The 22084-nt window shown below is 69.0% G+C and carries 29 protein-coding genes and 1 pseudogene; 12 read left to right on the top strand and 18 right to left on the bottom strand.

The window, feature by feature from the left end; genetic code table 11:
- Window positions 1-22 precede the first annotated feature (22 nt).
- The 3 genes from ABGB19_RS05375 to ABGB19_RS05365 are packed head-to-tail and all read right to left on the bottom strand — an operon-like array spanning window position 23 to window position 2237.
- Window positions 23-865, bottom strand: coding sequence for a class I SAM-dependent methyltransferase (locus ABGB19_RS05375; RefSeq protein ID WP_347684865.1), 843 nt, complete (start codon window positions 863-865; stop codon window positions 23-25).
- 14 nt (window positions 866-879) lie between these two features.
- On the bottom strand, window positions 880-1401 hold the full coding sequence (locus ABGB19_RS05370; protein ID WP_347684864.1) for a DUF1697 domain-containing protein: 522 nt from the start codon (window positions 1399-1401) through the stop codon (window positions 880-882).
- Window positions 1401-2237, bottom strand: coding sequence for a class I SAM-dependent methyltransferase (locus ABGB19_RS05365; protein WP_347684863.1), 837 nt, complete (start codon window positions 2235-2237; stop codon window positions 1401-1403). Before ABGB19_RS05365 ends, ABGB19_RS05370 begins: the two co-directional genes overlap by 1 nt.
- Window positions 2238-2267: 30 nt before the next feature.
- Between ABGB19_RS05365 and ABGB19_RS05360 the strand changes: the two genes are divergently transcribed.
- From ABGB19_RS05360 to ABGB19_RS05345, 4 genes are all read left to right on the top strand, one after another.
- Entirely contained in the window at window positions 2268-2711 is a 444-nt protein-coding gene (locus tag ABGB19_RS05360; RefSeq protein WP_347684862.1) for a PPOX class F420-dependent oxidoreductase, read from the top strand.
- A 9-nt stretch (window positions 2712-2720) separates the two neighbouring features.
- Window positions 2721-2915 (top strand): DUF5302 domain-containing protein, encoded by a 195-nt coding sequence (locus tag ABGB19_RS05355; protein WP_347684861.1) that lies wholly within the window; start codon window positions 2721-2723, stop codon window positions 2913-2915.
- Between the two features lie 93 nt (window positions 2916-3008).
- Window positions 3009-3323: a rhodanese-like domain-containing protein gene (locus ABGB19_RS05350; RefSeq protein ID WP_347684860.1), complete on the top strand. Its 315-nt coding sequence runs from the start codon at window positions 3009-3011 to the stop codon at window positions 3321-3323.
- Between the two features lie 102 nt (window positions 3324-3425).
- Window positions 3426-3893: a hemophore-related protein gene (locus tag ABGB19_RS05345; RefSeq protein ID WP_347684859.1), complete on the top strand. Its 468-nt coding sequence runs from the start codon at window positions 3426-3428 to the stop codon at window positions 3891-3893.
- A gap of 21 nt (window positions 3894-3914) precedes the next feature.
- On the opposite strand, the gene ABGB19_RS05340 is transcribed toward ABGB19_RS05345, so the two are convergent.
- From ABGB19_RS05340 to ABGB19_RS05305, 8 genes are all read right to left on the bottom strand, one after another.
- Entirely contained in the window at window positions 3915-4991 is a 1077-nt protein-coding gene (locus ABGB19_RS05340; protein ID WP_347684858.1) for a cytochrome D1 domain-containing protein, read from the bottom strand.
- Between the two features lie 13 nt (window positions 4992-5004).
- Complete coding sequence (locus ABGB19_RS05335) at window positions 5005-6198, bottom strand: MFS transporter (RefSeq protein WP_347684857.1); 1194 nt, start codon at window positions 6196-6198, stop codon at window positions 5005-5007.
- 84 nt (window positions 6199-6282) lie between these two features.
- Complete coding sequence (locus ABGB19_RS05330) at window positions 6283-7911, bottom strand: cation acetate symporter (protein ID WP_347684856.1); 1629 nt, start codon at window positions 7909-7911, stop codon at window positions 6283-6285.
- Entirely contained in the window at window positions 7908-8249 is a 342-nt protein-coding gene (locus ABGB19_RS05325) for a DUF485 domain-containing protein (protein WP_347684855.1), read from the bottom strand. The genes ABGB19_RS05330 and ABGB19_RS05325 overlap by 4 nt, the downstream gene beginning before the upstream one ends.
- Window positions 8250-8402: 153 nt before the next feature.
- Window positions 8403-10142: a cation acetate symporter gene (locus tag ABGB19_RS05320; RefSeq protein ID WP_347684854.1), complete on the bottom strand. Its 1740-nt coding sequence runs from the start codon at window positions 10140-10142 to the stop codon at window positions 8403-8405.
- The gene (locus ABGB19_RS05315; protein ID WP_347684853.1) at window positions 10139-10513 is read right to left on the bottom strand and encodes a hypothetical protein; all 375 of its coding nucleotides are present in this window, start codon (window positions 10511-10513) and stop codon (window positions 10139-10141) included. Before ABGB19_RS05315 ends, ABGB19_RS05320 begins: the two co-directional genes overlap by 4 nt.
- Complete coding sequence (locus tag ABGB19_RS05310; protein WP_347684852.1) at window positions 10506-11300, bottom strand: LytTR family DNA-binding domain-containing protein; 795 nt, start codon at window positions 11298-11300, stop codon at window positions 10506-10508. The genes ABGB19_RS05315 and ABGB19_RS05310 overlap by 8 nt, the downstream gene beginning before the upstream one ends.
- Window positions 11301-11307: 7 nt before the next feature.
- Complete coding sequence (locus ABGB19_RS05305; protein ID WP_347684851.1) at window positions 11308-12513, bottom strand: histidine kinase; 1206 nt, start codon at window positions 12511-12513, stop codon at window positions 11308-11310.
- 26 nt (window positions 12514-12539) lie between these two features.
- On the opposite strand from ABGB19_RS05305, the gene ABGB19_RS05300 reads away from it, so the two are divergent.
- A complete protein-coding gene (locus ABGB19_RS05300) occupies window positions 12540-13109 on the top strand; it encodes an HhH-GPD-type base excision DNA repair protein (protein ID WP_347684850.1) in 570 nt (189 codons plus the stop codon).
- Between the two features lie 32 nt (window positions 13110-13141).
- On the opposite strand, the gene ABGB19_RS05295 is transcribed toward ABGB19_RS05300, so the two are convergent.
- Both ABGB19_RS05295 and ABGB19_RS05290 read right to left on the bottom strand, forming a co-directional pair.
- The gene (locus tag ABGB19_RS05295; protein WP_347684849.1) at window positions 13142-13525 is read right to left on the bottom strand and encodes a recombinase family protein; all 384 of its coding nucleotides are present in this window, start codon (window positions 13523-13525) and stop codon (window positions 13142-13144) included.
- Between the two features lie 74 nt (window positions 13526-13599).
- Window positions 13600-14274: a nitroreductase family protein gene (locus ABGB19_RS05290; protein ID WP_347684848.1), complete on the bottom strand. Its 675-nt coding sequence runs from the start codon at window positions 14272-14274 to the stop codon at window positions 13600-13602.
- 47 nt (window positions 14275-14321) lie between these two features.
- On the opposite strand from ABGB19_RS05290, the gene ABGB19_RS05285 reads away from it, so the two are divergent.
- On the top strand, window positions 14322-14468 hold the full coding sequence (locus tag ABGB19_RS05285; protein ID WP_347684847.1) for a DUF1059 domain-containing protein: 147 nt from the start codon (window positions 14322-14324) through the stop codon (window positions 14466-14468).
- Between the two features lie 60 nt (window positions 14469-14528).
- Window positions 14529-15011 carry a hypothetical protein gene (locus tag ABGB19_RS05280; RefSeq protein ID WP_347684846.1) on the top strand — a complete coding sequence of 161 codons (483 nt, stop codon included), beginning with the start codon at window positions 14529-14531 and terminating at the stop codon, window positions 15009-15011.
- 4 nt (window positions 15012-15015) lie between these two features.
- Here the strand turns inward: ABGB19_RS05280 and ABGB19_RS05275 are convergent, their stop codons facing one another.
- Both ABGB19_RS05275 and ABGB19_RS05270 read right to left on the bottom strand, forming a co-directional pair.
- Entirely contained in the window at window positions 15016-15981 is a 966-nt protein-coding gene (locus ABGB19_RS05275) for a hypothetical protein (RefSeq protein WP_347684845.1), read from the bottom strand.
- Window positions 15982-16032: 51 nt separating this feature from the next.
- Window positions 16033-16581 (bottom strand): hypothetical protein, encoded by a 549-nt coding sequence (locus tag ABGB19_RS05270; RefSeq protein WP_347684844.1) that lies wholly within the window; start codon window positions 16579-16581, stop codon window positions 16033-16035.
- A gap of 120 nt (window positions 16582-16701) precedes the next feature.
- On the opposite strand from ABGB19_RS05270, the gene ABGB19_RS05265 reads away from it, so the two are divergent.
- On the top strand, window positions 16702-17928 hold the full coding sequence (locus ABGB19_RS05265; protein WP_347684843.1) for a mannosyltransferase: 1227 nt from the start codon (window positions 16702-16704) through the stop codon (window positions 17926-17928).
- On the opposite strand, the gene ABGB19_RS05260 is transcribed toward ABGB19_RS05265, so the two are convergent.
- Window positions 17906-18190: a 4a-hydroxytetrahydrobiopterin dehydratase gene (locus ABGB19_RS05260; protein ID WP_347684842.1), complete on the bottom strand. Its 285-nt coding sequence runs from the start codon at window positions 18188-18190 to the stop codon at window positions 17906-17908. The two genes, ABGB19_RS05265 and ABGB19_RS05260, sit on opposite strands and share 23 nt — an antisense overlap.
- Before the next feature lie 140 nt (window positions 18191-18330).
- Here ABGB19_RS05260 and ABGB19_RS05255 point away from each other — a divergent pair, with 140 nt between their 5' ends.
- From ABGB19_RS05255 to ABGB19_RS05245, 3 genes are read left to right on the top strand one after another with little or no spacing between them, the layout of a single operon-like run.
- Window positions 18331-18720 carry a (deoxy)nucleoside triphosphate pyrophosphohydrolase gene (locus ABGB19_RS05255; RefSeq protein WP_347684840.1) on the top strand — a complete coding sequence of 130 codons (390 nt, stop codon included), beginning with the start codon at window positions 18331-18333 and terminating at the stop codon, window positions 18718-18720.
- Window positions 18721-18774: 54 nt separating this feature from the next.
- Window positions 18775-18963 carry a hypothetical protein gene (locus ABGB19_RS05250; RefSeq protein WP_347684834.1) on the top strand — a complete coding sequence of 63 codons (189 nt, stop codon included), beginning with the start codon at window positions 18775-18777 and terminating at the stop codon, window positions 18961-18963.
- The gene (locus ABGB19_RS05245) at window positions 18944-19522 is read left to right on the top strand and encodes a hypothetical protein (RefSeq protein WP_347684831.1); all 579 of its coding nucleotides are present in this window, start codon (window positions 18944-18946) and stop codon (window positions 19520-19522) included. Before ABGB19_RS05250 ends, ABGB19_RS05245 begins: the two co-directional genes overlap by 20 nt.
- Window positions 19523-19535: 13 nt before the next feature.
- Here ABGB19_RS05245 and ABGB19_RS05240 read toward each other — a convergent pair whose 3' ends face one another.
- Window positions 19536-20945, bottom strand: a complete 1410-nt coding sequence (locus tag ABGB19_RS05240) for a wax ester/triacylglycerol synthase family O-acyltransferase (protein WP_347684829.1) — start codon at window positions 20943-20945, stop codon at window positions 19536-19538.
- Window positions 20946-21134: 189 nt separating this feature from the next.
- Between ABGB19_RS05240 and narI the strand changes: the two are divergent.
- Window positions 21135-21632 (top strand): annotated as a pseudogene (gene narI, locus ABGB19_RS05235) (respiratory nitrate reductase subunit gamma); the annotation flags it as partial.
- Here the strand turns inward: narI and ABGB19_RS05230 are convergent.
- Entirely contained in the window at window positions 21569-22033 is a 465-nt protein-coding gene (locus tag ABGB19_RS05230; protein ID WP_347684827.1) for a group III truncated hemoglobin, read from the bottom strand. The pseudogene narI and the gene ABGB19_RS05230 overlap by 64 nt on opposite strands.
- Window positions 22034-22084: the final 51 nt, after the last annotated feature.

The raw sequence follows: 22084 nt of genomic DNA, 5'->3' as shown, positions 1-22084 counted from the left end.
GGAGTTCGACGATTCGGTTAGGTCAGCCGAACTCCAGTAGCGTCAGCACCGGCCGCACGGGATCGAACAGCGGTAGCCGCTGAACGGCCCACGTCACCGCGTTGAAGACCCGCCCGCGGCCGGGCGGCAGCGGGATGTCGTGGACCGCGCGGATGCCGGGCACGTCGTTGCGCAGGTTGGCCAGTTCGGACGGCGTCATGCTGAACGGCATCGGCGGCACCCGGTAGCCCAGCGACGGCCGCAGCAAACCACGGGTGATTCCCCTGGCGAACCAGGCCGGAGGCAGGTCGAACATCATCCGGCCGCCGGGGAAGCGCCCGGCGCATTCGGCGATCAGGCCCAGTGCCTCGTGCGGCTGCAGATACATCAGCAGACCCTCGGCGGTGATGAACACCCCGTGCTCGGTGTCGACGCGGTCCATCCAGCTGAAGTCCAGCGCCGACTGCGCCAGCAGTGTCACCCGGTCCGAGGCGGGCAGCAGTTTGCGGCGCAGATCGATCATCGGTGGGAGATCGACTGTCAGCCAATGGAACTCGTGGCCCACCGACGCTTCGTCGAGTCGGTAGAAGCTGGTCTGCAGGCCTTCGGCGAGCGCCACCACGGTGGCCTGCGGGTGGTCGCCGAGGTAGCGGCGGGCTTCCCGGTCGAAGGCGAGCGCGCGCACCGCCATGTCCTGGCGGCGGGTGAACCCGAACTTGGCGTAGTCGAACTCGATGGAGTCGGCCAGTTGGATCGCCATCGGGTCGTCGATGATGGCGTCCGGTCGGCGGGCCTCGTTGGCCCGCACCTTCAGGGTCATCAGCGCGGTCTCGGAGACGCCGGTCAGCACGGTGCCGTCGGCTTTAGCGGTCGGTGTGGAACTCACGTCACCGAATCTACCTAGCGCAGGACTTTGTCCAGCGTGCGCAGGTTTCGGGTGGTGGTCGAGGACTTGTAGCGCTTCTTGCCCATCGTCTTGCCGATGGTGGAGTCCAGCGTGCCGGTTCGGGGCACCTGCCAGTAGACGACGCCCTCGCCGCGCGCGATCTTCTCCTGCGGTTTCGCCTCGGCGGCGAGGGCGGCGAGTTCGTCGAGCACGGCCTCGTCGGTCACGAAGGTGACGTAGGAGTGGTGACCCTCGACCTCGCGCTCGAACGGATAGGCCGCCGAGATCGCCGCCACCGCGTCGATCGGGTAGGCCAGCACCCAGGCCTCGTATCCGAACGCGTCGCGCAGCGCCTGCTCGGCCTTCCTGCGAACGGCGTCGACACCGGCGCGGCTGTCCAGTAGGACGTTGCCGCTCGCGAGAACCGTGCGGACAGAGGTGAATCCGGCACTCTCGAGTGCCTTGGCGACCTCGGCCATCTTGAGGTTGACACCCCCGACGTTGACGCCGCGCAGGAACGCCGCATAGCGGGTCATCAGCCGAACTCCAGCAGCGTCATGCTGGGCCGGCCGCGGCGGTGCAAACCGACCCGGTCCAGCGGTGGCCACGCGAGCACCTTGAACAACCCGCGACCGGGCAGGTGGGCCACGTCGTGGGCGGCCCGCACGCCGGGGATCCGGCCCGCCAGCGCAACTGCCTCGTCGGCGCTGAGCGAGAATGGCATGGGCGGGGTGACGTAGCGGTCGGAGAGCTTGAGCTTGCCGTTGACCGTGCGCCTGCTGAGCCAGTGCGGGACGCTGTCGAACATCATCTGTCCGCCGGGAAACCGATTGGCGCAGTCGTGGATCAGGTCCAGCGCGTCGTCGGGATCGAGGTACATCAGCAGTCCCTCGGCGGTGATGAACACGCCGTCCGACGGGTCGACGCGGTCCATCCAGCTGCGGTCCAACGCGGACTGGGCCAGCGCGACGATGCGGTCGTCGTGGGGCAGCAGCTTCTCGCGCAGCGCCATCACGGGCGCGAGATCGACGGAATACCAGGTGATTTCGTCGGTGACACCGCGCCGTTGCAGGCGCCAGAAACTGGTTTGCAGTCCTTCTGCCAGCGCCACCACCGACGCCCTCGGGTGGGCGCGCAGGTACTCGTGGGCGGCGCTGTCGAACGCCACGGCGCGCAGGCCGTGCGACTGGTTCGGCTTGCCGAACTTGCGGTAGTCGTAGTCGATCGTGTCGAACAGCGTGACGGCCCACGGGTCGCGGATCACCCCGTCGGACCGCTTGGCCTCGCTGGCTCGGTTGTGCAGCGTCCACAGCGTCGTGGCCGAGACGCCGTCGAGAACATTGCCGTCGATTCGAAGGGCAGGACTGGTCACATGTCGATGGTAGAGACGTAGGCTCGCCGTATGGGACGTCACGTGTTCGACGACAAGCTGTTGGCGCTGATCGGCGGTAACTCGCTGGGCGTCCTGGCCACCATCAAGCGCGATGGTAGACCGCAGCTGTCCAACGTCTCCTACTACTTCGACCCGCGCGCGTTGACCATTCAGGTCTCGATCACCGAACCGCGGGCCAAGACGCGCAATCTCCGGCGCGACCCGCGCGCGTCGGTTCACGTCAGCTCCGACGACGGCTGGTCCTATGCGGTCGCCGAAGGCGATGCGGTACTCACCCCGCCGGCCGCTTCGCCGAGCGACGACACCGTCGAGGCGTTGATTGCGTTGTATCGCAACATCGCCGGTGAGCACCCCGACTGGGACGATTACCGGCGGGCCATGGTCGACGACCGGCGCGTGGTGATGACGCTGCCGATTTCGCATGTCTACGGCATGCCTCCCGGGAAGCGGTAGGCTCCCGTCATGGCACCTGAGGGCGCAGCCCGAAATTCGGCAGATGCACCGGAAGACGACACCAAGCGCAGGTTCCGGGAAGCGCTGGAGCGCAAGAACGCCAAGGCGGCCGGCGGCTCGGCCCACACGGACGGCGGCGCCAAGCAGCCGAAGGCGCACGGACCGGTCGAGAATCGTCGGGAGTTCCGCCGCAAGAGCGGATAGTCGGAGAAACGATCTCGCCGTGTACCACTGCGTTGGGTTCCTATACCCCTATGGGTATGCGTGGTAGGCTTCGGGTGATTACGAGGAGTCGCCATGACGGCAGTCAAGGAAGTCGACATCACCACCCTGGCGCGCGCCTGGGAATCCGGTGCGCCGGTGCTCGACGTGCGCGAGGATCACGAGTTCGCAGAGGCGCACGTGCCGGGCGCGCAATGGATACCGCTCGGCGATCTGCCCGCTCGTGTGGCCGAGGTGCCTGCGGACACGACCGTCTATGTCATCTGCGCTTCCGGGAACCGTAGCAAGCGCGGGGCGGAGATCCTCGAGGAGTCCGGCCGCAGCGCCGTATCGGTCGCCGAGGGGACCAAAGGGTGGATTCGCGCCGGGCATCCGGCCGAACCCGGCTGAGCGGGCCTACCGACAGGCTTGCTGCATAAGACGTTTGAACCATCGGTGCACAGGAAAGCCATGGGCGTCGAGCAGTAGCAGTGATGAGGAGGAGTGATGACAATGGCACAACGACGTGCGGGCGGACGGGTTCCACGCTTCATGGCCGCCGCAGGCGTCGCGACAGTGATGTCGCTGGCGGCAGCGGGGGCCGCGGCCGCCCAGCCGCCACCGGATCCGTGTTCTCCGGCGGCGATGATGCGTGCCCACGCCGCCGCGATGATGCAGATGGCCGACTATCTGGACACGCGCCCCGACGTTCAGCAGGTGTTCGTGGATGCCAGGGGGCTGGCCACGCCGCAGGAGCGGCACGACGCGATCAAGGCCTTTACCGACACCCATCCCGACGTGGCGGCCACCTTCCGGAACATTCACCAGCCGGTTCAGGATCTGAGCACCAGGTGCGGACTGCCCATGCACGCGGGCATGCCCGGAGGCATGGGTGCCGGATCCATGGGGCCGGGAGGCATGGGTGCCGGTTCCATGGGGCCCGGGGCTATGGGGCCGACAGGCATGGCGCCCGGACAGTAGCCCGGGCCGGCCCCGTGTGGGTCAGCCATGCCCGGGGTGCGATGGTGCCGGCTCGGTCCGCTCGACCGAGGGCGCCGGGACGTCGAGCGCAATGGTTGCGTCGCCGGCCGCGGGTGGCCGGGTCGAATAACTGATCCCATTGGGGTCGTCGCCGACCGCGACGGTGGCCACGACGGCTTGGCCGGCCAGGTCGATGACGGATATTGAGTCGTCGTAGCTGTCGGTGACCCAGGCCCGCGTGCCGGCGTCGTCGATCACCACGCCGTGCGGCCCGGCGCCCGTCGGTACGGTGGCGCGTACGGTCATCGTGGCGGCGTCTATCAGCGACGCCGCACGCCCCGGGGTTTCGCGGGTGCCTTGATCGGCCGAAACCACCGTCGCCCCATCGGGAGTCAGGTAAAGCTGCACGGGCGACGCCGACACGGAGACGCTGCCGACCACCGTGCGCGCATCGAGGTCGACCTTCACCACCGCGGGCGGTCGGGTCGTGCCGGTATAGGCGTAGCGGCCGTCGGCGGTCACCGCGACCTGCGCCGGCCCTTCGCCCACCGGCACGGCGCCCACCATCCGGTCGGTGTGAGGATCGATCAGATCCATCGCTCCGGCCATGTGGTCGGCCACCACGATCACCGAACCGTCTGCGGCAGCGCGCAGTCCGTGCGGCATCCCGCCCACGTCGATTCGGCCCACTGGTTGCAGCTGCGGGCCCTGATAGACCGACACGGTGCCGTCCCCGGAGTTGGCCACATAGACCTTGCCGTTGGGGGCCTCGATCACATGCGCCGGCTCCGGCCCCGTCGAGGCCCTCGCCGCGACGCGGTAGGTCGCGGCATCGATGGCGACCACGGTGTCGGTGCTGCTGCTGGATGCATACACCGTGGCGCCGTCGCCGCTGACCTGTACGTTGTGCGGACCGGGCAGACCGGTCAGGGTCGCCGTCACGGTGTTGGTGCCCGCATCGACGACTGTAAGGGAGTCACCGCCTTCGTCGGCGACCCATACCGATCCGGCCACTTCGGCCTGCGGGTCCGCCGAACAGGCTGCAACAGTAGCGAACAGGGCAGCGGCCAACGCTGCACGCGGTTTACCGAAACTCATGCGCTGCACCACCTTACGCAGAACTCGTCCTACCGACTGTAGCTGGCGACCGGCGTTCCCGCGCCACGATTGCGATCAGGCACGCCAGCGCGAGGATCGCGACGGCCACCGCGAAACTCACCCCTGCTGTGCGCAATCCCCATTCCCGGGCGACGAGCCCTTCCCCGATCACGGGTAGCGAGATCGCCACATAGCCGATGACGAAGTACGTCGACGTGACCTCGGCGCGGCGGTCGGCCGGGGTGCGCTCGGAGATGGCCGCCAGCCCCCGGCTGAAACTCATACCTTGGCCGATGCCGGAGACGACGGCGGATGCGATCAGTCCCGTCAACGACGAAAGTTGCAGGGCCACAGCGAGGATCACCATGCCGGCCACCAGGATTGCGCAGCCGATCGCGACGGCCCGCTGCGGTGCCATCCGGTTGGTGGCGACCTGCGTGAGGGCCGATGCGAGGAAGATCGAGCCGGCGATCGCCCCGGCGAGCGCGTTGTTGCCGATGCCGACCACGTCGACCACGAACGACGGCGCCACCGCGGCGAACAACCCCGTCACCGCGAACCCGGCGAACCCGGCGAGGGAAGCGACGATGAACACCGAGCGCACCTCGGCGGGCACCGACAGCCGCTGCACGCTGATCCGCCCGGCACGCGGCGACGTCTCCGGCGCCAGCAGCACCGCCACACCGGCCACCGCTGCCAGCACGATGTGCACGATGAAGCTCAGCTGCAGCGGGTGCGGGGCGTACTGCACGAGCAGGCCGGCCACCACCGGACCGGCGCCAAGGCCGCCGATGTTGGCGATGGTCGCGACCGCGGCGGCCCGGTCGCGCCAGCGCTGCGGTGCCGCCTCGATCACCGCGGCGGTGGCGGTGCCGGTGAAGACGCCCGCCGACAGCCCGCTGAGCACGCGCCCGACGAGCAGCAGCGGCACCGAGTCGGCAACCAGGAACACGCTGGCACTGAGCAGCGCGGCGGCCACCCCACCCAGCAGCAGCGGGCGCCGGCCGATGGCATCGGACCACCTGCCGAACGCCAGCAGCGCGAACAGCACGCCGCCGGCATAGGCGGCGTAGACGACTGTGGTGGTCAGTACCGAGAAGTGCATCTGCTGGCCGTAGATCGCGTACATCGGCGTCGGCATCGTGGTGCCGAGCATGATGGCGGCGAACGCGTAGGCCAGCAGGCCGAACGCGAGTCGGGCGGTCACACGGGAACCCGCCGAGGGGGCATCAAGCACGCTTGTTGATAACCACCTCGGCGGGTCCCCTAATCCCCGACGTCCCCCGACGTACTAGTGGGCGATCGCCTTCTCGGCGCCGACACCGGTGAGCGACCGCACCTCCATCTCGGCATTGCGTTCGACTTCACCGCGGTCGCCCGGCGAGGTCAGCGTGCCGATGATGCCGAGCGCGAAGGCCAGCGGGATCGACACGATTCCCGGATTGGCCAGCGGGAACCACGCGAAGTCGACGTTCTTGATCATCGCGGTCTCGGAGCCCGACACCGCAGGCGAGAACACGATCAGCACGATCGTGGAGATGAGTCCGCCGTACATGCTCCACAGCGCCCCGCGGGTGTTGAACCGTCGCCAGTACAGGGAGTACAGGATTGTCGGCAGGTTCGCCGAGGCGGCCACCGCGAACGCCAGCGCGACCAGGAACGCCACGTTCTGCTCGCGGGCCAGGATGCCGAGGGCGATCGCGAACACGCCCAGCACCACGGCCGTGATGCGCGAGACGCGTACCTGTTCGTCCTCGGTGACGGTGTGCCCCTTCATCACGCTGGCGTAGATGTCGTGAGCGAACGAGGCCGACGCGGTGATGGTCAGCCCGGCCACCACGGCCAGGATGGTCGCGAACGCCACCGCCGAGATCACGCCGAGCAGCACCACACCGCCGAGTTCGAAGGCCAGCAGCGGTGCTGCCGAGTTCACTCCGCCCGGGGCGTCCAGGATGCGGTCGGGTCCGACCAGCGCCGCCGCGCCGTAGCCGAGCGCGAGGGTGAACAGGTAAAACGCACCGATCAGCGCGATCGCCCACACCACCGACCGGCGGGCTTCCTTGGCCGTAGGCACCGTGTAGAAGCGCATCAGAACGTGCGGCAGGCCCGCGGTGCCGAGCACCAGGGCCAGCGCCAGCGAGATGAAGTTGATCTGCGTGGTCAGCGAGACGCCGTACTGCGCGCCCGGCGCCAAGACGTCGCGGGCGGCGACCTTCGGGTCGGCGCTGCCGCTGATCATCGACTGCGCCGCCCCCAGCATCTCCGAGAAGTTGAAGCCGAACTTCGCCAGCACCAGCACTGTCATGATGCCGGCGCCACCGATCAGCAGCACCGCCTTGATGATCTGCACCCACGTGGTGCCCTTCATGCCGCCGACCAGCACGTAGACGATCATCAGCACGCCGACGACCGCGATGACGATCGACTGTCCGAGGTCGCTTTCGATGTTGAGCAGCAACGCGACCAGGACGCCGGCGCCTGCCATCTGGGCCAACAGGTAGAACAGCGACACCGCGAGGGTGTTGGTGGCCGCGGCCAGCCGGACCGGTCGCTGCTTGAGGCGGAAGCTCAGCACGTCGGCCATCGTGAATTTGCCGGTGTTGCGCAGCAATTCGGCGACCAGCAGCAGCGCCACCAACCAGGCGACCAGGAACCCGATCGAGTAGAGGAAGCCGTCGTAGCCGTAGACCGCGATGGCGCCGGCGATGCCCAGGAAGCTGGCGGCCGACAGGTAGTCGCCGGAGATCGCGATGCCGTTCTGGGTTCCGGTGAAAGCTCTTCCCGCAGTGAAGAACTCGGTGGCGGTCGCGTTCTTCTTGCTCGCCTTGATCACGACGTAGAGCGTGACGAGGACGAACACCGCGAAGATCGCAATGTTGGCGGTGGGGTTACCGACGGCTTCGGCGGCCAGGATGGTCATGCCCTGTCCTCCAGCTCGGCGCGGATCGCCTCGGCACGGGGGTCGATCTCCTTGTTCGCGAAGCGGATGTAGAGCCCGGTGATCAGGAACGTGGTGAGGAACTGACCGAGGCCGATCAGCAGACCGACGTTGATGTTGCCCCAGACCGGAGTCGCCATGAAGCCGCTCGCGAAGGAGGCGAGCACCACGTAGGTGGCATACCAGATCAGGAATGCCGCGCTCATCGGAAAGACGAAGCGCCGCAGCCTGCTCCGCAGTTCTCCGAACTCGGGGGTGGCCAGCATGGCCACGTATTCATCGCCGCCGATCTCTCGGTGCGGCAAGTCTGTCTGGGGCATTGCGGAACTCCTAGCGACCTTGACTGTGAACCTGCTCAACTGCAGAAACTAGATGAGATGTGGCTCACATACCCAGTGCTGCGGCGGGTGACACGGTGAAGCCGGAGGGCTCTGCGGTGAGCGGTCGATCAACGGCGATGAGCGGTGTCGGCCTCAACCCCTGGGAACGCGCTCGACGCCCATGCCGAGTCGTTCCGGAACATGCATGCGCGCGAAGATCTGCGCCACGTCGGCGGGCGCGGACGTGCGGGTCATCCGGCTGGCCAGGATCATCGTCGCGAACGCGACCGGCACGCTGACGGCGGCGGGATAGCCGATCATGACCGCGGGCCAGCCGCCGAGCGCGTCCTCGTCGATGGCTCCCGTCACCGCCAGGGTCACCGCGCTGCCCGACAGCAACCCGCCGACCACCAGGCCGCAGCCGGCGCCGAGGGCGGTCAGCCCGCGCCACCAGATACCGAGGACCAACAGCGGGCACAGCGTCGATGCGGCGACGGCGAACGCCAGCCCGACGCTGCGCGACAACTCCAGCCCGCCCGAGGTGGCCAGCGACAGCGGGATCGGGATCAGCCCGCCCACGAGTGCGGCGATCCGGAAGTCGCGCACGCGGCCGCGCAGCACGTCGGTGGACAGTGCGCCCGCGATACTGACGAGCAGACCCGACGACGTCGCGAGGAAGGCGGCGATCGCGCCCGCGGCCACCAGCGCGCCGAGCAGCTGGCCGGCCAGCCCGCCGACCGCCGACCCCGGGGCCAGCAGCACGGCGGCGTCGGCGTTGCCGGTGATCAGCAGCCGCGGCACGTACAGCCGGGAGAACACCCCGAGCAGCGTCGGGAACAGGTAGAACAGCGACAGCAGCGCGATGACCGCCAGCGCCGTGCGGCGGGCGGCGCGGCCGTCGGGGTTGGTGTAGAACCGCACCAGCACGTGCGGCAGGCCCATGGTGCCCAGGAACGTCGCGACGATGATCGACAGCACCTGATAGAGCGGATGCCCGCCGCCCAGCCCTCCGCCGGAGGCGATCCAGTCGGTGCCCGTACTGGGGGCGCCGGCCACCACCGGAGTGGCGGCCCCGGCCGCTAGCGACAGCGTCGATCCCGCACCGAGGGTGTGTTCTCCCGCCGATGGCATCGGCTGTGCCTGAACGGAATCGCCGTCGAGCGTGCCGGTCACGGTGAGGCCCGCCGGCCGGTCCACCTGCACGACGACGTCGGTCTCGATCGCCACGGTGGTGGGCTGGCCGACCGTCGGCGGCAGCGGCCCGCCGAGTTCGCCGCGGTCGGCGAAGAACAATGCGAGCAGGGCAAGTGCCGGTATCGCGATCGCGGTCAGCTTCAGCCAGTACTGGAACGCCTGGACGAAGGTGATCGAGCGCATCCCGCCCGCGACGACATTGGTGACGACGATCGCGCCCACCACCAGCGGGCCGATCCACACCGGAACGCCGAGAAGGGTTTTCAGCGCCAGCCCGGCGCCTTGGTACTGCGGTACCAGATAGAAGACGCAGATGACGACGACGACGAGCATCGCGACCTTGCGCAGTCGCGCCGAACCGAGGCGGAACTCCGCGAAGTCGGGAACCGTGTAGGCGCCGGAGCGCCGCAGCGGCGCCGCGACGAACAGCAGCAGGCCGAGGTAACCCGCGGTGAACCCGACCGGATACCACAGCGCGTCGGCGCCGTACTTGGCGATCAGCCCGGCGACACCCAGAAACGATGCCGCCGAGAGGTATTCACCGGAGATGGCGGCGGCGTTCCACTGCGGCCCGACGCTGCGGGACGCGACGAGGAAGTCGGATGTGGTGCGCGACAACCGGACCCCGTATGCGCCGATGGCGACGGTGGCCACCGCCGCCGCGATCAAGGCGGCGGCCGTCAGCGCGGAGCCGGTCATGGCTCGCTGTCTACGACGCCGACGAAGTCACGCTCACCCTGTTCGGCGAGGCGGACGTACAGCCGCCCGACCCCGTAGAGCAGCGGGTAGACCAGGGCGCCGAGGACCAGCCAGTTCAGCCGCATCCCCGCGACGGTGAGGGCGGCCAGGTCGGGAAAAGCCGCATTCAGCAACGGAATTGCCGCCACCGCGCAGACCACCACGGCGGCGAGCCGCAGCGCCAGCCCCAGTTGCGCCCGCACCAGGCCGCGCACCAGGGCGTCGCCGACCAGGGTCTGCTCCTGCACCTCGACGCGGGTACGCACCATCCGGGCGCCGCGCCGCTGGCCGAGGACGACGCGCTGGCGTTGCGGCCGTTCGTCGCTAGTCATCCGGCCTCAGCTGGCGCATCGGGTCGCGTACGACGCGGTCCCGCAACTCCCGGGCCTGGCGCCGGCTCACCGGCAGTTCGACGGCGGGCGAGTTGCCGTTGGCGCGTAGGCGTACCAGCACCGCGCCGTCGCTGCTGCGCAATCCGGTGACCATCCGCAGCGCGACCAGGTAGCTGCGGTGTACGCGCTGGAAACCCTTGTCGCGCCATCGGCTTTCGAGCGTGCTCAGCGGGATGCGCACCAGGTGCGAGCCGGACGCGGAATGCAGGCGCGCATAGTCGCCTTCGGCCTCCACCCAGCCGATGCTGTCGCGGGGCACCAGATGGGTGACGCCGCCGAGCTCGGCGGGGATCACGTCGTCACCGCGCTCGCGAGGAGCGACAGCGGCACCGGGTTCCTCCGGTGCGGGTTCGCCGCCGCGGGCGGCCAGCACGCGGCGCACCGCCTCGTCCAGCCGGTCCTGGCGGATGGGCTTGAGCAGGTAGTCGAGCGCGCCGACGTCGAAGGCGGCGACGGCCTTGTCGTCGTGTGCGGTCACGAACACCACGGCGGGCCGGTGCGAGAAGTTGGCGAGCACACCGGCCAGTTCGATTCCGGACAGGCCCGGCATGTTGATGTCCAGGAAGATCGCGTCGAACGGCTTGCGGTTCAGTTCGCGCAACGCCGAAGTGGCGTCGCTGCAACGGTAAACCTCGCCGATGTCCGCGTGCCGCTCGAGGAGATAGGCCAGTTCGTCGAGAGCGGGCGCCTCGTCGTCGACGGCGAGCACGGTCAGGCCCGTCTTCATTGGACTCTCACCCGATCCCTCCGCTGGCCCGCACGCCCGACCGGAACTTGGGGACGCGCATGAGAACTCGCGTACCCGCGCCGATCGCGGTCTCAACGACCAGACCGTAGTCGTTGCCGAACGCCGCGCGCAGCCGATGGTCCACATTGGTCAGCCCCACATGCGCCGAATGGCCGTCGCCGGCGGGTGAGCCGGCGGCCAGCGCGTCACCTGGCCCGGCGCGCAGCATCTCGGGATCCATTCCGACACCGTCGTCCTCGACCGTGATCACGCAGTCGGAGCCTTCGTCGCGGGCGATGATCTCGATCTCGCCGCCGCCCCGGCCGGCGAGCCCGTGGCGGACCGCGTTCTCGACGAGCGGCTGCAGGGCCAGGAACGGCACGACGACGTTGAGCACCTCCGGCGCTACCTGAAGGGTGACCTTCAGGGCGTCGCCGAAGCGGGCGCGTTCGAGCGTGAGATAGCGGTCGATGTTGCGCAGTTCGTCGGCCAGCGTCGTGTACTGGCCCGCGGTGCGAAACGAGTAGCGGGTGAAGTCGGCGAACTCGAGGATCAGCTCGCGCGCTCGGTCGGGGTCGGTGCGCACGAACGAGGCGATGGTGCTGAGCGCGTTGTAGATGAAGTGCGGGCTGATCTGGGCCCGCAGGGCCAGCACCTCGGCGCGGTCGAGTCGGGCGCGTGAGGCGTCGAGTTCGGCGAGTTCGATCTGGCTGGCCGCGTAGCGGGCCACCTCACCGACGGCGCCGAGCAGTCCGGGCGCGGGGGAGCGGGCCGTCACCACGACGAGCACCCCGAGCACATCGCTGCCCTCGGCGAGCAGCGGCTGAGCGACCACCGCCGAGGTGCGGGCGTGGGTGAGCACGCGACGCTCGCCGGAGATCGACTGTTCGGCGGCCCCGCCGCAGGCTGTCAGGACGTCGTCGGACCAACCGTCGGGCGGATCGAGGGCGAGCATGCGGCCGTCCGCGTCGAAGATCGCCACGCCCTCGGTGCCGGTCAGCCCCCGCAGGAACGGCGCGGCGGTCTTCGCCGATTCGGTGTCGAGGCCCTGGCGCAGCGCCCTGGCCGCCAGCGAGGCGGTGTGCAGTGCGGCGTGCACGGCGCGTTCGGTCGGTGTGGCCACCACGCGGCGGGTGCGCACCGCGATGACGGCAGCCGCCACCGCGGCGGCGATCAGCACCGCCGCCAGGGCCAAAGCCAGCTCGCCAGACATGGTTGACGCCAATTTAGACTGGCGGCGTGGCGAAACTGCAGCTTGTTCAGGATCCCGCGGCGGACGCGCTGCTGGAGTCCAACCCGTTCGCGTTGTTGGTCGGGATGCTGCTGGACCAGCAGTACCCGATGGAGGCGGCGTTCGCCGGGCCGAAGAAGATCGCCGACCGCATCGGCGGCGTCGACGCTCGCGAGATCGCCGAGTACGACCCCGACGAGTTCGCGGCGCTCTGTTCGAAAACGCCTGCCGTCCACCGCTTTCCGGGCTCGATGGCCAAGCGGATCCAGGCGCTGGCGCAGCTGATCGTCGACCGCTACGACGGTGACGCGGCCGCGTTGTGGACCCAGGACGACCCGGACGGCGCGGAGGTGCTGCGTCGGCTCAAGGGCCTGCCGGGGTTCGGCGAGCAGAAGGCCAAGATCTTCCTGGCGCTGCTCGGCAAGCAGTACGGGGTCACGCCGCAGGGCTGGCGCCGGGCCGCGGGCGACTACGGCAAGGCCGGCTCGTTCCTGTCGGTGGCCGACGTCGTCGACGCGGGCTCGTTGGAGAAGGTCCGGTCATACAAGAAGCAGGCCAAGGCCGCCGCCAAGGCCTGAGCGAATTCAGCCGGAGCGAAGGCCGCCAAGGGTTAGCACTGCTGCGCAGTCTCGCCGTCGAGGTGGGCCAGCGTCGAGATGACGCTGGCGACCACGCGGCCCGTCGAGGTGCCGGTGTCCAATCCTTCGCGCAACGTGCGCAGCCGCAGGCCGCGGTCGGAGAGTTCGGCGATCGTGCGGGTCACCTCCGCGCCGGTGCGACCGAGCCGGTCGAGTGCGACGACGACGATGGTGTCGCCCGAGCGGGCGTAGCTCAACATCGCGTGCAGGCCGGCGCGCAAGCGGTCGGCGGATTCGGTGAGCCGGTCGGTGAACACCCGCCGAGGATCGACTCCCGCCGCGTTGAGCGCCGCGAGCTGACCCTCGAGGTTGTGCTCGACGGCACTTGCTGTGGCGTAGCCCAGCGTGCAGGTCACGCATTCACGGTCTCACGGTGTGAACGGTTGAGAACAGAAACTCGGCTCATCGATTTCGGTTTACCGCCCAACCGTTATCCGACTTCAACATGCCCGCCGAGCGGTTCGCCGTCGAAGCGCTCCCTCGTCGCGAGCTCGGCGACGGGTCGGCGGGTGAGCCTGGTCAGCTGGCGCTTCGGTTTGCCGAGCGGCAGCAGCGCGGCGACCGCGTAGTCGTCGGGGATGCCGAGCAGTTCGCGCACACGCGGTTCCTCGGCGATCGCGGCGGTGGTCAGCACGCCGCCGTACCCCTCGTTGCGGGCGGCCAGCAGGATGTTCCACACGAACGGGTACACCGAGGCGCCCGAGATCAGACCGATCCGGTCGAGGTGCTGATCGAACGCCGCCACCACGCCGAGGTCGACGCAGACCACCAGCACCACCTCCGCGGTCCGCAGCGGCGACCCCGACGGGACGTCGACGGCGTCGATGGTCTGCGCGTCAACGCCGCACGGATGCAACGGGTTCCACGGGCTCTCGCCGTTGCGCAGTTGCGCGATGTAGCGCTTCACGCCGGGGATGGTGCAGGCGATGAGCGCCTCGCGGGTCTGCGGATCGCGCACGGCGATGACGCGGTTGCCCTGGCGGTTGCCGCCGCTGGGCGCGAAGCGGGCGTTGTCGAGGATGCGCTCGAGGACATCGTCGGGCAACGCCTCGCCCGTGTAGTCGCGAACAGCGGCCGTCGTACGCATGACGTCGTAGAGATCCATGGCCATATCTTTGCGACGATCGACGCGACCTATGCAATGGTGATGATATGAAGACGCACCTGAACTGCCCCTGCGGCGAGGCGATCACCGCCAAGGACGAGGACGAACTGGTCGAGAAGGCGCAGAAGCACCTCTCGGAGCAGCACCCGGGCCGCGACTACGACCGCGACGCCATCCTGTTCATGGCGTACTGACGCCTCGGGTGACGCCGGGGCGCTCGTCCGTTGCGTGTCTACTACCCGGCATGACTGACCGTGGCCGCCGTTTCAACTGCAACCTATGTGCGCGGCCAGGCGACGGTGGCCGCGGTGGTCAATGTTCTGGTCAACCCCGCCATCGATTGGCTGAGTAACCGGGACAAGGGCGCCCTCCCGCTCTGGGCAGCCGACGGCCTCGTGGTCAACTTCGCCGCCACCTCGCTGATCCTATCGGTACTCGTCGCCGTGTTCGCCACCCTCGGCATTCGTCACCGGCACCGCCCCCGACGTATCGCCGTGCCCGACCGCAGCGTGTCGGTGCCCCGGTGGCTGATCCGACTGCCCGGACGCGGATGGCTGCTCGGGTTGGCACTCGGCGCGGCGGCGGCGCTGCTTGCCGTCGCCGCCGCATTCGCGTTTCACACCGTCGGCGTGTCGACGCTGTCGCTGGCCTGGCTGCTGGCGGTCAAGGCGGCGTTCGCCGGTGTGCTGGCGTTTTTCGTCGCCCGGTGGACGATCCTGCGGCAGCTGGCGGGATGAAGAACTACGGCACCACCGTCGAGCCGATCGTCGGCATGAACTGACACTGCTTCTCGGTGGTGGTGACCTGACCGAAGATCGTCGAGATGATGCTGCCCGAGCCGGTGTCGACGATCGCGGTGAGCGTCGTCGGGCCCTCCGGGTTGATGTCCGATCGGGGCGTGAGCGTGGCGCTGCCCGACTTGCCCGTGGTCAGGTTCACCCAGGTGACGTTGAGCGGCAGCTTCTGCTCGGCCGCCGGTCCGGGCGTGCCGACCGCGGTGAACACATAGGCGGTCTGCCCGGGACCGGGTCCCGGCGTCGGGATCTTCGCGGGGCCGGCCACCGAGATCGCCGTGGCGAGCACGTTGCCGCCGTCCGTCAGACAACCGTTGCTGATCGACGGATACATGAAGTCCTGCGTCGGCGGGGCGTCGGGGCCGAACTCCGCACCCGGCGCGGCAGCCGGAGCAGGCGCCGGTGCCGCCGCGGGAGCGGCAGGCGGTGCCGGAACAGCCGCGGGGGCGGGAGCCGGCGCGGGTGTGACGGCCACCTCGGGTGCGGGACCCGGCAGTGTTTCGGGAACCGGGCCTACGGCGTGCGCGGGGTTGACGCCCGCGGGCAGGTGCGCCTGGGTGCCGGGTACGGCGCCCGGCGCCGGCACGTGCGCGGCGGCGGGTTCGGCGACGAACTGGTTGACCGCCGATGCGACATTGCGCGAATCGGCCGGTGCCACCGCATCACCGGCGAACACGGCGGCGGCGGCCATCAACGTGGACGCAGCGTTCGTCGGATCGGCGGCGGCCTGCTGGATGGCCGGGCTGATGCCCTGCACCGCCGACAACCCTGGTGCCTGCAGCCCGTTGATCGGCAGTGGCGGAACGGGTGGGACGGCCGGCTCGGCGGTGGCGACACCGGCCACGCCGAACAGCAGCGTGGCCGATGTGCCGATCGCAGTGGCGACGGTGGTGAACATTCTTCGAGCTGACATGGCTCCCCGTGGGTGTCGTCGTGGTTGGTTGTTCTGCCGTCGCCGCGGTTGTCAGGGCAGTGCCGAGAGCGGCATCAGCAGCGGTGCCATGCCGGGCGCGGGTGCCGCCGGCGCGGCCGGTGCGGGTGCGGCGGGTGCCGCAGCACTGGTCCCCGAAGGCAGGAGACCCGCCAACGGCATTCCGGCGGGGATCAGCGACGTGATCGACGACAGCGGGTTCGCCGGAGCCGATGCCGGTGCGGCGGCGCCGGGCATGCCGGGCAGGGTGGACGGCGTGTTCAGCGGCGCGGGGGCGCCGGGCATGCCGGGCAGCGCGGACGGCTGCGGGAGGGTGACCGTCGCGGTCGCCGCCGGCGGTGTCGCGGCGGGCGCGGCCGGTGCCTGAGCACTGCCCAGCAGCGAGGTGAAGCCCTGCATCAGCTGCGACGCGGCGGCCGGATTGGCCGCGAGTTGCTGGATGAACGGCAGTCCCGGCACGCTCGGAGCGGGCGCAGGCGCGGCCGGCTGGGCCGAGGCGGTCGCGCTGAGGGCCAGCGCGGCCGAGGCCCCTCCAGCGACGGCAAAGATTGTGGTCGCGAACAGTTTTCTGGTGCGAAGCATGATTCTCCGATCGGTTGTGTAGGCACGCCTTCACGCGAAGCTACGGAGTTACTGGTGTTACTCAAGGGACACGTGTGGCGGTTATTCAACCGTTACGGGAGCGAAGGGTTTCCGTGTCCGATGGATAGAGTCGGTCGGATAGACACCTCGATCGCCGCCGGCTCGACCGCCCCGCGCACGCCGTCTCGACTGGCCGCCGCGGCGCCGGTGCTGCTGGCGGTGAGCATCGCCGCGCGGCTGGCATGGACGTATCTGCTGCCGACCGGCGCGAACTTCGTCGACCTGCACGTCTACGTCGGCGGCGCGGACGCGTTGACTCAGCCGGGCGCGCTCTACGACTACGTCTACGCCGACCAGACGCCGGACTTCCCGCTGCCGTTCACCTACCCGCCGTTCGCGGCGGTGGTGTTCTACCCGCTGACCCTGCTGCCGTTCGCATTGGTCGCGCTGCTGTGGCAACTCGGCATCATCGCCGCGCTCTACGGCGTGGTGCGGGTCAGTCAGCGGCTCCTCGGGGGCGGCGATCGACGGACCGCCATGCTGTGGACGGCGGTGGGCATCTGGATCGAGCCGCTGCGCAGCACGTTCGACTACGGCCAGATCAACGTCCTGCTGGTGCTCGCCGTGCTGTGCGCGGTGCACAGCACCCGGTGGTGGGTGTCGGGACTGCTGGTCGGCCTCGCGGCCGGGGTGAAGCTGACGCCCGCGGTATCCGGGCTGTACTTCGTCGGCGCGCGGCGCTGGGTGGCCGTGGCGTTCTCGGCGGTCGTCTTCCTTGCCACGGTTGGTGTTTCGGCGCTGGTGGTGGGCGACCAGACCCGCCGCTATTTCTTCGAACTGCTCGGCGACGCCTCCCGCGTGGGGCCGATCGGCACGTCGTTCAACCAGTCCTGGCGCGGCGGGATCTCGCGCATCGTGGGGCACGACGCGGGCTACGGTCCGGCCGTGGTCGCCGGAATCGTGGTGACGGCGGTGCTGGCGCTGCTGGCGTGGCGCGCGATCGGCGGCGCGTCGGACCGGCTCGGCGCCATCGTGGTGGTGCAGTTGTTCGGACTGCTGTTGTCGCCGATCTCGTGGACCCATCACTGGGTCTGGTTGATCCCGTTGATGATCTGGCTGCTGCACGGCCCGCTTCGCGACCGGCTCGGTGCCAGGATTCTCGGCTGGGGATGGCTTGCGCTGACCGCAGTGGGCGTGCCGTGGCTGCTGAGTTTCGCGCAGCCGACGATCTGGACGATCTCACGGCCGTGGTACCTGGCCTGGGCGGGGCTTATCTACATCGTCGCGACACTGGCCACCCTGGCGTGGATCGCGGCGACGGGCCTTACTGCCCGACGATCGCGTTGATGTCGCGGGCCATCTCGACGTCCTTGTCGGTGATGCCGCCTTCGGAATGTGTAACCAATGCGAAAGTAACTGTCCGCCAGCGGATATCGATGTCGGGATGATGATCCTTGGCCTCCGCGTGCTCGCCGACGCGGCGCACCGCTTCGATGCCGTCGAGGAAGGCCCCAAACTTGACGGAGCGCCGCAGCGCCCCGGCGGCGCGCTCCCAGCCGGGTAGGTCGGGCAGTGCGGCGTCCACCTGTTCGTCCGTTAACACAGCCATGGCCCGACGGTACCCGTACCGCCCGCCCTTCCGGTCGAGTGCGGCCGATGTCGCGCACCGCCGCCATCGGCTGGCTCGACTTGCGTCGGCGCAAGCGATGACGACACACGCTCATCGGCGGAGGTATACCGTCAGCCGCGATGCCGAATCAGATCGTCGTCGCCGGAGCGCTGATCTTTCGTGGTGCCCTGTTGGTGGCCCAACGCGACCGGCCACCGGAGTTGGCCGGACTGTGGGAGTTGCCGGGCGGCAAGGTCGCTGCGGGGGAGAGCGACGCGTCGGCGTTGGCGCGTGAACTGCACGAGGAACTCGGTGTGCGGGTGGAGGTCGGTGATCGTCTCGGTGCCGACGTCGGGCTGAACCCCACGACGTCGTTGCGCGCCTACCTCGTCACGCAGACCGGCGGCACGCTGCATCCGAACGACCACCGCGCGCTGCGGTGGGTCACCGTCGACGAACTCGACGACCTGCCCTGGGTGCCGGCCGATCGCACCTGGCTCGGCGCCTTGCGCCAAGCGCTCGGGGCCTGAATCGCTGATCTTGATGTTCCCGCGAGCGGGTCAAGCGGACATTAATGTTCCGACATGCGTGTGCTGCGGTTCCTCTGGCAAGGTGTGCTCGCGTTCGACCGGATCGGGAGCCGAATCCCGCAACTGGTGCAGATGTGGCTCGTCGGGCTGTTCTTCGCGCTGCCGCTGACGTTCTTCATCGCCAAGATCACCGACATCCGCGGCGCCGGCTGTCATGGTCCTGATGACGGTCAATCACGGTGACAGCACCTTCTACTGGCGCGTCGCCGGCACCGTCGGGTTGATCGTCCTGGCGTTGATGGCCGTCGCGCGCCTGTTGAGTTGGTACGTCTTCCGTTCCGGTCGTCGTGAGATCGACGCGCACGCCGCCGCGACCGGCCTCTCGACCCGCAAGCTCGGCTGGGAGATGGCGTGGAAGCCGCTGCTGATGCTGATGGTGATGGTCTATGCCATCGTCGCGATCCCGCTGACCTACATGTGGTGGGACGAGTTGCGCACCATCGACAACCTGCCCGCGGTGACCGTCGCGGACGGAACCGGTCGCGGTGGCAACAATTTCTCGGGAGCCGGTGTGCTGGTCGACCTTTCGTCCGGCGGGGAAGCGCTGCTGCTGGCGGAGTCGCTGTCGGTGCCGGACTTCGTCGGCGTGATGAAGGACGTGCGCAACGGTGAAATCCATACGCACGGAAAGGTGATCGACCACATCACCGACACCCAGTGGGAGTATTACGGCTTCGACGAAGCCGACTTCCCGGGTCGCCCAGCCGCCGGCCGGGTGATGGTGCTGTTGTCGTATCCGTAGCGGATCTCGCGGTCTAGGCGGTTTCCACCAGGATCAGCCCGCGGTGAGCGCAGCCGCGACGATGTCTACTGCAGGCCGCCAGGCGCGCGACGGCTAGCTCGATGCCGCGCGCCAGGGCGTCGACGTCGGGCACCGTGTCGTAGTCGGCGAGAATGCCGAAGAAGAGGCCATCGGCATAGCTGAGCATCGCCACGCCGGTGCGCATGTTCATCGCAATCGGCGGAATCGGGAACAGGCTCAGCATCTCGCGGCCCATGACGGTCAGCCGCCGGCGCGGGCCGGGAACGTTCGTCGCAAGGGTCATCACGCCGCGCTGCGGCACCCGCGCGAGCAACCGCACCGCCCACGCCGTCACCGGGAACGGGATGCGGTTGGCGGCCGTCACGAATGCGTTGCCGGCCCGATGTTGGCCGTGGGATCTCGTTCGGCCCACGCGGGAGTGGACGGCTTCCAGGCGGCGAAGCGGGTGCTCCTCGCCGACCGGCAACTGCGGCAGCAGCATCGACACCCGGTTGTCCGTCGCGTGGACCGCATCGGCGGACCGCATCGAGACGGGGACCAGCGTGCGCAGCGAGTCCGGCAGCGGTTGTTCGCCGCGGCGAATCAGCATGGCGCGGTAGCCCTCGGTGATGGCGGCCAGCGCGACGTCGTTGACGGTGACGTCGAACCGTTCGCATACCGAAACGACATCCCGCATCGGCACGCGTGCCGCGCTGTACCGGCGCAGGTTGCTCACCGGCCCGTTGAGGGTCGACGCCGCCGCAGGGCGGGCCAGGTCGACGGCGATCTCCGCTGCGCCCTGCGCGACGCGGACAGCGGCCGTCGCGACGGAGGTCGACGTGTGCCACAACGCATTTGCCAATTTCAGGGGATTCAGCGTCCAGTCGGGGCCTTCGGGCTTGGGCGGATCCGTCGGGTTCGCTGCGCGGACCCGGTCGGCGGAACTGTCGTCTGCGGCGTCGTCGCACAGACCCGTGAGCATGTGCGTCGCCGCGATGCCGTCGGCCATGCAGTGGTGGACCTTCGTCAGCATCGCCCACCGGTCGTCGGTGAGTCCCTCGATGACCCAGACCTCCCACAGCGGACGGTCCCGATCCAGCCGCATGGCCATCAGGTCGGCGACCGTCCGGTGCAGCGCGCCGTCGTCGCCGGGCTGCGGTAGCGCGATGCGGCGGACATGATGGGCGAGATCGAAGTCGCCATGGGGGATCCACTGCGGGGCGCTCAGGTCGAACGGGTGTATCCGCAGCCGCTGCCCCAGTCGGGGGCAACGGTTCACCCGCACCGCGAACGTCGACATCAGCGATTCGTGATCGGGCGCCGGACCCGCCAGGACGGCCAGCCCGCCGATGGCCAGGCTGACATGACGGTCGGCATCTTCGGCGTGCAAGAAGCCGGCATCCAGAGTCGTTAAGCGCTCCATTGCAACCTCCGGAAGATAAGTGCAACTGTCAGTACCACTATCCGGCCGGGTACGGATCCGTCAGTAGGGCCGAAAGTCCATTGACTACCGCGGGACGGCACATCACGCCGACGGGGCGCCCTCCCCGGGCCCGCCACCGTTCTCCCGCTGTGTCGCAACACGTTCCCCGAAAGCGGCGCCACGGAAGGGAGCGAAGCCGTGATGAGCAGCGACGTCTACCACCTGCAGGCGCTGATCCTGGGCGCGATCGCGGGCATCACCACGCTGGGCGGTGTCGCCCTGCTCATATACCGCCGTCGCACAACGGGTCCGGTGTTCCTGGCCACCACCGCCAACGACAAGTTGATGTACCTGGTGCTGGTGCTGGCCATCCTGGCCGGGCTGGCCTGCACGCTGGCCAGCGCCACGCCGGTCGGCGAGGAGCACGACTATCGCGAAACCGTGTCGCCGTGGTTCCGGTCCATCTGGATACTGCGGCCCCGCGGTGACCTGATGGTTCAGGCGCCGTTGTGGTTTCAGATCCACGTGATGATCGCGCTGGTGTTGTTGTGTCTGTGGCCGTTCACCCGGTTGGTGCACGTCTTCAGTGCGCCGATCGGGTACCTGTTCCGGCCGTACATCGTCTACCGCAGCCGCGAGGATTCCAGGGAACTGGTCGGATCACGTCCGCACCGCCCGGGCTGGTGAGATGACGCGTCTGCGTCGCGGGGCGTCAGCCGCCGGCTCATCGATCCGGCGATCCGCTCAGCCTGGAGCTTGGCGCGCTCGGCGACCGGGCCGCGGTACATCTCGTCGACGGTGTCGATCCACACGGTCAGCCAGCGGGCGAAATGCCTGGCCGACAGGGGATGTCGTTCGTTCAGCTGCCGGTGGACGTGAAACGCGTTGCGGCGGTACAGCCCGGCGCGGAACAGCACGGTCTCCCAGAAGTCGCACATCACCGGCAGGTGCGACGCCAGGCCGGCGTCCCGTAACTCGCTGAAGGGTTCGGCGAGGATGGCGTCGGCGAACGCCCGGCCGTAGAAGCGGCGCAACAGCGCCTCCACATCGGCGCGGTCGGCCAGGTCCGTCATGGTGGCGACCGGCATGGGAAACACCTTCCCTAGTTTTCACAAAGCAACTTGTATAAACTCTAGCCC

It is taken from the genome of Mycobacterium sp. B14F4 (assembly GCF_039871645.1).
Classification (GTDB): Bacteria; Actinomycetota; Actinomycetes; order Mycobacteriales; family Mycobacteriaceae; genus Mycobacterium.
Note: the sequence above shows the minus strand (reverse complement) of the source record. Positions and strands in the feature narration are given on the sequence as shown.

What these genes read in the sequence shown, in the direction of transcription:
- ABGB19_RS05370 (WP_347684864.1), bottom strand. Translation starts at nt 1,401, where the DNA reads ATGACCCGCTATGCGGCGTTCCTGCGCGGCGTCAACGTCGGGGGTGTC.
- ABGB19_RS05360 (WP_347684862.1), top strand. Translation starts at nt 2,268, where the DNA reads ATGGGACGTCACGTGTTCGACGACAAGCTGTTGGCGCTGATCGGCGGT.
- ABGB19_RS05355 (WP_347684861.1), top strand. Translation starts at nt 2,721, where the DNA reads ATGGCACCTGAGGGCGCAGCCCGAAATTCGGCAGATGCACCGGAAGAC.
- ABGB19_RS05350 (WP_347684860.1), top strand. Translation starts at nt 3,009, where the DNA reads ATGACGGCAGTCAAGGAAGTCGACATCACCACCCTGGCGCGCGCCTGG.
- ABGB19_RS05345 (WP_347684859.1), top strand. Translation starts at nt 3,426, where the DNA reads ATGGCACAACGACGTGCGGGCGGACGGGTTCCACGCTTCATGGCCGCC.
- ABGB19_RS05340 (WP_347684858.1), bottom strand. Translation starts at nt 4,991, where the DNA reads ATGAGTTTCGGTAAACCGCGTGCAGCGTTGGCCGCTGCCCTGTTCGCT.
- ABGB19_RS05330 (WP_347684856.1), bottom strand. Translation starts at nt 7,911, where the DNA reads ATGACCATCCTGGCCGCCGAAGCCGTCGGTAACCCCACCGCCAACATT.
- ABGB19_RS05325 (WP_347684855.1), bottom strand. Translation starts at nt 8,249, where the DNA reads ATGCCCCAGACAGACTTGCCGCACCGAGAGATCGGCGGCGATGAATAC.
- ABGB19_RS05320 (WP_347684854.1), bottom strand. Translation starts at nt 10,142, where the DNA reads ATGACCGGCTCCGCGCTGACGGCCGCCGCCTTGATCGCGGCGGCGGTG.
- ABGB19_RS05315 (WP_347684853.1), bottom strand. Translation starts at nt 10,513, where the DNA reads ATGACTAGCGACGAACGGCCGCAACGCCAGCGCGTCGTCCTCGGCCAG.
- ABGB19_RS05310 (WP_347684852.1), bottom strand. Translation starts at nt 11,300, where the DNA reads ATGAAGACGGGCCTGACCGTGCTCGCCGTCGACGACGAGGCGCCCGCT.
- ABGB19_RS05305 (WP_347684851.1), bottom strand. Translation starts at nt 12,513, where the DNA reads ATGTCTGGCGAGCTGGCTTTGGCCCTGGCGGCGGTGCTGATCGCCGCC.
- ABGB19_RS05290 (WP_347684848.1), bottom strand. Translation starts at nt 14,274, where the DNA reads ATGGATCTCTACGACGTCATGCGTACGACGGCCGCTGTTCGCGACTAC.
- ABGB19_RS05285 (WP_347684847.1), top strand. Translation starts at nt 14,322, where the DNA reads ATGAAGACGCACCTGAACTGCCCCTGCGGCGAGGCGATCACCGCCAAG.
- ABGB19_RS05275 (WP_347684845.1), bottom strand. Translation starts at nt 15,981, where the DNA reads ATGTCAGCTCGAAGAATGTTCACCACCGTCGCCACTGCGATCGGCACA.
- ABGB19_RS05270 (WP_347684844.1), bottom strand. Translation starts at nt 16,581, where the DNA reads ATGCTTCGCACCAGAAAACTGTTCGCGACCACAATCTTTGCCGTCGCT.
- ABGB19_RS05265 (WP_347684843.1), top strand. Translation starts at nt 16,702, where the DNA reads ATGGATAGAGTCGGTCGGATAGACACCTCGATCGCCGCCGGCTCGACC.
- ABGB19_RS05260 (WP_347684842.1), bottom strand. Translation starts at nt 18,190, where the DNA reads ATGGCTGTGTTAACGGACGAACAGGTGGACGCCGCACTGCCCGACCTA.
- ABGB19_RS05255 (WP_347684840.1), top strand. Translation starts at nt 18,331, where the DNA reads ATGCCGAATCAGATCGTCGTCGCCGGAGCGCTGATCTTTCGTGGTGCC.
- ABGB19_RS05250 (WP_347684834.1), top strand. Translation starts at nt 18,775, where the DNA reads ATGCGTGTGCTGCGGTTCCTCTGGCAAGGTGTGCTCGCGTTCGACCGG.
- ABGB19_RS05245 (WP_347684831.1), top strand. Translation starts at nt 18,944, where the DNA reads ATGACGGTCAATCACGGTGACAGCACCTTCTACTGGCGCGTCGCCGGC.
- ABGB19_RS05240 (WP_347684829.1), bottom strand. Translation starts at nt 20,945, where the DNA reads ATGGAGCGCTTAACGACTCTGGATGCCGGCTTCTTGCACGCCGAAGAT.
- ABGB19_RS05230 (WP_347684827.1), bottom strand. Translation starts at nt 22,033, where the DNA reads ATGCCGGTCGCCACCATGACGGACCTGGCCGACCGCGCCGATGTGGAG.